Raw genomic sequence first — 6,408 nt, forward strand, 5'->3', positions numbered from 1 at the left:
AAGCGTTGCTTCGACCATATGAATCCGCCCGAATGGGGACCCCGCGACTGTTCGGTAGCTCCAGGAGTGGGGGGCTGCGGATACCCGGGACTCGGCCCGTCGGGCGGACTAGTGTCGGGCCATGGGGATCGTGTTGGGGCCCAACCAGTACGGCAAGGCGGAGAACCGTGTCGTGCGGATCGTGCGCGACACGGCTCGCCACGAGATCCGCGACCTGAACGTCACGACCTCGCTGCGCGGTGACTTCGCCGCGGCACACACCGACGGCGACCAGTCGCAGGTGCTGCCGACCGACACCCAGAAGAACACCGCGTTCGCCTTCGCCAAGAAGCACGGGGTCACCTCGCCCGAGGACTACGCCCTCGCGCTCGCGCGGCGGCTCGTCGAGGCGACCCCGGCAGCGACCGATGCCCGCGTGAGCGTCGAGGAGTTCGCGTGGGACCGGATCGAGGTCGACGGCCACGGCCACGACCACGCGTTCGTACGTCGCGGGGCCGAGGTCCGCACCACGCAGGTCTCCCTCGACGACGACGTGGCCACGGTCGTGTCCGGGCTCAAGGACCTGACCGTGCTGAAGTCCACCGGCTCCGAGTTCAAGGGTTTCCTCAAGGACGAGTACACGACGCTGCCCGAGGCCGACGACCGCATCCTCGCGACCGCCCTCACGGCCCGCTGGCGCTACGCCGACGCTGCGGGGATCGACTGGAACGCGGCGTACGGCGACGTGCGGGCGCTGCTGCTGGCGACCTTCGCGTCGACCTACAGCCGGGCCCTCCAGGAAACCCTCTATGCCATGGGCCGGGCGGTGCTGGTGGCCCACGACGAGGTCGAGGAGATCTCGTTCGCAGCGCCCAACAAGCACCACTTCCTCGTCGACCTCGCGCCCTTCGGGCTGGACAACCCGGGGGAGGTGTTCATCGCCGCCGACCGGCCCTACGGCCTGATCGAGGTGACGGTGACCCGCGATGGATGAGCGGGCCCGTCTGTTGACGTGCCTCGACGTGCCGCGTTGGGCCGACGAGGTGCTGGCCGCCGGACCGTTCGACAGCCTCGAGGCGATGGAGAAGGCGATGGCCGAGATCGCAGCGGGCATCACCGACGAGGAGCTCGAGCAGGCGCTGGCCCGGCACCCGCGCATCGGGGAGCGGGCAGATGCCGCGACGCACGACGCGCGCCACTCGACCCGCGAGCAGGCGGGCGTGGACAGTGAGGACGCGGAGACTGCACGGCAGCTCGCGCAGGGCAACCGGGCCTACGAGCAACGGTTCGGCCGCGTCTTCATCATCCGCGCCGCGGGACGCGACGGGCCCGAGGTCCTGGCCGAGCTGCGGCGCAGGCTGGGCACCACCGACGAGGTCGAGCGCGCCGAGACGATCAACCAGCTGACGCAGATCGCGTTGCTCCGCAACCGGGAGGCACTGAGTCGATGACCACCTTGAGCACCCACGTCCTCGACACCACCCTCGGCCGGCCGGCGTCCGGTGTCGCGGTCTCCCTCAGCGGCGAGGGCACGAGCGCCGAGGCCGTCACCGACTCCGACGGCCGGGTCGCGGACCTCGGCAGGGCACTGGAGCCCGGGACCTACACCCTGCGCTTCGACTCGGGGGCCTACTTCGCCCAGCGCGGCACCGACGGCTTCTACCCGGAGGTGCTGGTGACGTTCACGGTCTCCGGCGCCGGGCACGTGCACGTCCCGCTGCTGCTGAGCCCGTTCGGCTACTCGACGTACCGTGGCAGCTGAGGCCCCATGTCCGACCCGCACGTCACCGTCAACGGGCAACCACGCCCGCTGACGGGCGTGCCCGGGCACACCAACGCCCTCGACTTCCTGCGCGGTCTCGGGCTGACCGGCGCCAAGGAGGGCTGTGCGGAGGGCGAGTGCGGCGCCTGCGCCGTCCTGGTCTGCCGTCCCGCGGGCGAGGGCAGCCGCTGGACCCCGGTCAACGCGTGCCTGGTCCCGGCCGCCGCCCTCGACGGCCAGGAGGTCGTCACCGCCGAGGGCCTCGGCAGCCCGGAGCGGATGCACCCGGTGCAGGCCGAGATGGCGCGAGCGGGCGGCTCGCAGTGCGGCTACTGCACGCCGGGCTTCGTCTGCTCGATGGCCGCGGAGTACTACCGCCCGGACGCAGGCGAGTTCGACGTCGAGGCCATGAGCGGCAACCTGTGCCGCTGCACCGGCTACCGACCGATCCGCGACGCAGCCTTGGCGCTGGGCACGCCGACCGCGGGGGACACCCTCGCCGAGCGGCAGACCAGGCCGGCACCGGGTCCCGGCGCGACCCGTCCGGCCGACCTCGCCGCCGCGCTGGGGCTGCTGCGTGACCATCCCGACGCCACGGTCGTCGCCGGGTCAACTGACTGGGGCGTGGAGGCCAACCTGCGCGGGCGCCGAGCGCCATACGTCGTGTACGTCGATCGCCTGCCCGAGCTCCGGACGCTCTCGGTCGCCGAGGTGATCGAGATCGGCGCGGGGCTCACGCTGAGCGAGGTGGAGGCCGGCCTCGCAGGAGCCGTGCCCCTGCTCGACCAGGTGTGGCCGCTCTTCGCGTCGCCGCTCATCCGCAACGGCGCGACCATCGGCGGCAACCTCGCCACCGCCTCCCCGATCGGCGACCTGCCGCCGGTGCTGCTCGCACTCGAGGCGAGCGTCGTGATCGCGTCGCCCGACGGGGAGCGCGAGGTCGCCCTGGCCGACTGGTTCACCGGCTATCGCGAGACGGTGCTGGGCCCGGGCGAGCTGATCACGTCGGTCCGGATCCCGCGACCGCTCGCCGGCCTGACGGCCTTCCACAAGATCGCGAAGCGACGGGCCGACGACATCTCCAGCGTCGCCGTCGGGTTCGCGCTCGACATCTCTGCCGGGGTGGTGGGGAAGGCCCGGATCGGCCTGGGCGGGGTGGCCGCGACCCCGATCAGGGCGCTGGCCACCGAGGCCGCGCTCGAGGGGCAGCCCTGGACCGCGGCGACCGTCGAGGTCGCGGCCGAGGTGCTGCGCAGCGAGGGCACGCCCATGGACGACCACCGCGCCAGCGCCGCCTACCGCGAGGCGATGCTCGGCAACGCGCTGCGCAAGCTCTGGGCGGAGGCGGGGACATGAGTGTCGGCCAGGCACTTCCCCACGAGAGCGCCGCCCTGCACGTCACCGGGCACGCGCTCTACACCGACGACCTGGTGCACCGCACCCACCACGTCCTGCACGCGCACCCCGTGTGCTCCCCGCATGCCCACGCCCGGGTCGCCCGCATCGACACCGGTCCGGCGCTCGAGGTCGAGGGGGTCGTGCGCGTCCTCACCGCCGACGATGTCCCCGGCGTCAACGACTCGGGGACCAAGCACGACGAGCCGCTCTTCCCCGACATCGTGATGTTCGTCGGGCACGCCGTGGCGTGGGTGCTGGGCGAGACGCTCGAGGCCGCGCGACTGGGTGCCGAGGCCGTCGAGGTCGACTACGAGCCGCTGCCCGCGATCGTCGCGCTGACCGAGGCGATCGAGGCCGAGAGCTTCCAGGGCAACCAGCCCGTCGTCGCGCGCGGCGACGTCGACCAGGGCCTGACCGGCGCGACGCACGTCTTCACGGGCGTCACCGAGATGGCCGGCCAGGAGCACTTCTACCTCGAGACCCACGCCTCGCTGGCGCTCGTCGACGAGGCCGGTCAGGTGTTCGTCCAGTGCAGCACCCAGCACCCGACCGAGACGCAGGAGATCGTCGCGCACGTGCTCGGCCTGCACAGCCACCACGTGACCGTCCAGTGCCTGCGGATGGGCGGCGGCTTCGGCGGCAAGGAGATGCAGCCGCACGGCTTCGCCGCGGTCGCGGCCCTCGGCGCGACGCTCACCGGGCGCCCGGTCCGGCTCCGGCTCAGCCGCACCCACGACCTGACGATGACCGGCAAGCGGCACGGCTTCCACGCGTCCTGGCGGGTCGGCTTCGACGACGACGGCTGCCTGCAGGCGCTGGAGGCGACGCTCACCTCCGACGGCGGGTGGAGCCTCGACCTGAGCGAACCCGTCCTCGCCCGCGCGCTGTGCCACGTCGACAACGCCTACTGGATCCCGCACGTCCGGCTCCACGGCCGGATCGCGCGCACCCACAAGACCTCGCAGACCGCCTTCCGCGGCTTCGGCGGACCGCAGGGGATGCTCGTGATCGAGGACATCCTCGGCCGCTGCGCCCCGCTGCTCGGCATCGACCCGGTCGCCCTGCGCAGCAGGAACTTCTACGTCGACGGGCAGGCGACGCCGTACGGGCAGGTCGTCCGTCATCCCGAGCGGATCGCGCGGGCGTGGCAGCAGGTCCTCGACACGGGTCGGATCGCGGCTCGGCAGGCGGAGATCGCGGAGTTCAACGCCGCCCACGAGCACACGAAGCGCGGGCTCGCGGTGACGCCGGTGAAGTTCGGCATCTCCTTCAACTTCACCTCCTTCAACCAGGCCGGCGCGCTGGTGCACGTCTACAAGGACGGGTCGGTGCTGATCAACCACGGCGGCACCGAGATGGGCCAGGGCCTGCACACCAAGATGCTCCAGGTCGCGGCCACGACCCTCGGCGTCCCGCTCACGAAGGTACGGCTCGCGCCCACCCGCACCGACAAGGTGCCCAACACGTCCGCGACCGCCGCGAGCTCCAGCTCCGACCTCAACGGCGGCGCCGTCAAGGACGCGTGCGAGCAGATCCTCGCCCGGCTGCGGGCGTACGCCGATGGGCGCGACGTCGCCTGGGACGAGCTCGTGCGGGAGGCCTACCTCGCTCGCGTCCAGCTGTGGGCAGCGGGTTTCTACCGCACCGAGGGCATCCACTGGGACCCCGCGGCAATGCAGGGCCACCCGTTCAAGTACTTCGCCTACGGCGTCGCCGCTGCCGAGGTGGAGGTCGACGGGTTCACCGGCGCCCACCACACCCGGCGCGTGGACATCGTGCACGACGTCGGCGACAGCCTCTCCCCGCTGGTCGACCTCGGGCAGATCGAGGGCGGCTTCGTGCAGGGGATGGGCTGGCTGACCCTGGAGGACCTGCGCTGGGACGAGTCCGACGGGCCCGGTCGGGGGCGGCTGCTGACCCAGTCCGCGAGCACCTACAAGCTGCCGAGCCTCAGCGAGCTGCCCGACGAGCTCAACGTCGCGCTGCTCGAGCACGCGACCGAGGACGGCGTGGTGCACGGGTCGAAGGCCGTCGGCGAGCCACCACTGATGCTGGCCTTCTCCGTCCGAGAGGCGCTGCGCGAGGCTGTCGGCGCCTTCGGTCGACCCGGTGCGAGCGTCGAGCTGGCCTCGCCGGCGACGCCCGAGGCCGTCTTCTGGGCGATCGAGCGAGGGAGGGGCTGACATGCACTGGACGGCAGTCGTCGAGAGGCTCCGGCAGGACCGCGAGGCAGCGGTGCTGGTCACGGTCGCCGACGTCCGCGGCCACGCGCCGCGCGAGGCGGGCGCCAAGATGGTCGTCGCCGTTGACCGCACGTGGGGGAGCGTCGGGGGTGGCAACCTCGAGGAGACCGCTGTGGCCAGGGCGAGGGCGATGCTGGCCGGAGGCGTGGCGACGACCGAGCAGCTCACCCTCGGCCTCACCGACAAGGCCCGCACCGAGCACGGCCGCCAGTGCTGCGGGGGAGAGGTCACGCTCCTGCTCGAGCCGCTGCCGGTGGTGCCGTCGGTCGCGATCTTCGGGGTCGGACACGTCGGCCTCGAGCTGGCCCGGATCCTGGTCCGCCACGACCTCGAGCTGCACCTCGTCGACTCCCGCGCCGCCCAGCTCACCGACGAGCGGCTGGCGTGCCTCGACGACGGGGCGGGCGCCGTACGCGTCCATCACTCGCCGGTGCCCGAGGTGGTGCTCGGCGCCGTGCCCGCCGGGACACACGTGCTGGTCATGACCCACGACCACGCCGAGGACTTCGCGATCTGCGACGCCGCCCTGCGGTGCCGCCACCTCGGCAGCGTCGGCCTGATCGGCTCGGCCGCGAAGTGGGTCCGCTTCCGCTCCGGGCTGCTCGTCGAGGGCCATGACGAGGCGACGATCGGCCGGATCCGCAGCCCCATCGGCGATCCCGCGATCGTCGGCAAGGAGCCGGCCACCATCGCGGTCTCGGTGGCCGCCGACCTGCTCCGCGTCTTCGCCGCCGAGCGGGCGCGCGTATGAGGCCCACCGAGGTCGTCTACCGGGCGCGTGCCTTCGACACCCCTGACGACTCCGGCTTCCGCTACGACGACGACCTCGGGCTCGCGGTCTCGAGCGAGGGCGTGATCACCGCCCGGGGCGCGTTCGCGTCCGTGAGCGCCGATCGCCCCGACGCCACGGTGATCGACCTGCGGCCGGGCATCCTGCTGCCCGGGCTCGTCGACACGCACGTCCACTTCCCGCAGGTCCGGGTCATCGGCGCGCTCGGGATGCCGCTGCTGGAGTGGCTGGGGGGG

Annotated in this window: 6 protein-coding genes and 1 pseudogene; all 7 read left to right on the top strand. The window is 72.6% G+C overall.

What is annotated here, in order from left to right; translation table 11 throughout:
• Positions 1 to 121 precede the first annotated feature (121 nt).
• Entirely contained in the window at positions 122 to 973 is an 852-nt protein-coding gene (pucL, locus tag CF8_RS06075) for a factor-independent urate hydroxylase (RefSeq protein WP_010832253.1), read from the top strand.
• Positions 966 to 1,430, top strand: a complete 465-nt coding sequence (gene uraD, locus CF8_RS06080) for a 2-oxo-4-hydroxy-4-carboxy-5-ureidoimidazoline decarboxylase (RefSeq protein WP_036490390.1) — start codon at positions 966 to 968, stop codon at positions 1,428 to 1,430. The genes pucL and uraD overlap by 8 nt, the downstream gene beginning before the upstream one ends.
• Positions 1,427 to 1,741 (top strand): hydroxyisourate hydrolase, encoded by a 315-nt coding sequence (uraH, locus tag CF8_RS06085; protein ID WP_010832255.1) that lies wholly within the window; start codon positions 1,427 to 1,429, stop codon positions 1,739 to 1,741. The genes uraD and uraH overlap by 4 nt, the downstream gene beginning before the upstream one ends.
• A 6-nt stretch (positions 1,742 to 1,747) precedes the next feature.
• Positions 1,748 to 3,097 carry a xanthine dehydrogenase small subunit gene (locus CF8_RS06090; protein ID WP_010832256.1) on the top strand — a complete coding sequence of 450 codons (1,350 nt, stop codon included), beginning with the start codon at positions 1,748 to 1,750 and terminating at the stop codon, positions 3,095 to 3,097.
• Positions 3,094 to 5,322 carry a xanthine dehydrogenase molybdopterin binding subunit gene (xdhB, locus tag CF8_RS06095; RefSeq protein ID WP_010832257.1) on the top strand — a complete coding sequence of 743 codons (2,229 nt, stop codon included), beginning with the start codon at positions 3,094 to 3,096 and terminating at the stop codon, positions 5,320 to 5,322. Before CF8_RS06090 ends, xdhB begins: the two co-directional genes overlap by 4 nt.
• Position 5,323: 1 nt before the next feature.
• On the top strand, positions 5,324 to 6,133 hold the full coding sequence (xdhC, locus tag CF8_RS06100; RefSeq protein ID WP_010832258.1) for a xanthine dehydrogenase accessory protein XdhC: 810 nt from the start codon (positions 5,324 to 5,326) through the stop codon (positions 6,131 to 6,133).
• Positions 6,130 to 6,408, top strand: a pseudogene (locus tag CF8_RS22410) (guanine deaminase); the annotation flags it as partial. The gene xdhC and the pseudogene CF8_RS22410, both read left to right, overlap by 4 nt.

Origin of the sequence: Nocardioides sp. CF8, from assembly GCF_000389985.1 — a bacterium.
GTDB classification, from domain to species: domain Bacteria; phylum Actinomycetota; class Actinomycetes; order Propionibacteriales; family Nocardioidaceae; genus Nocardioides; species Nocardioides allogilvus.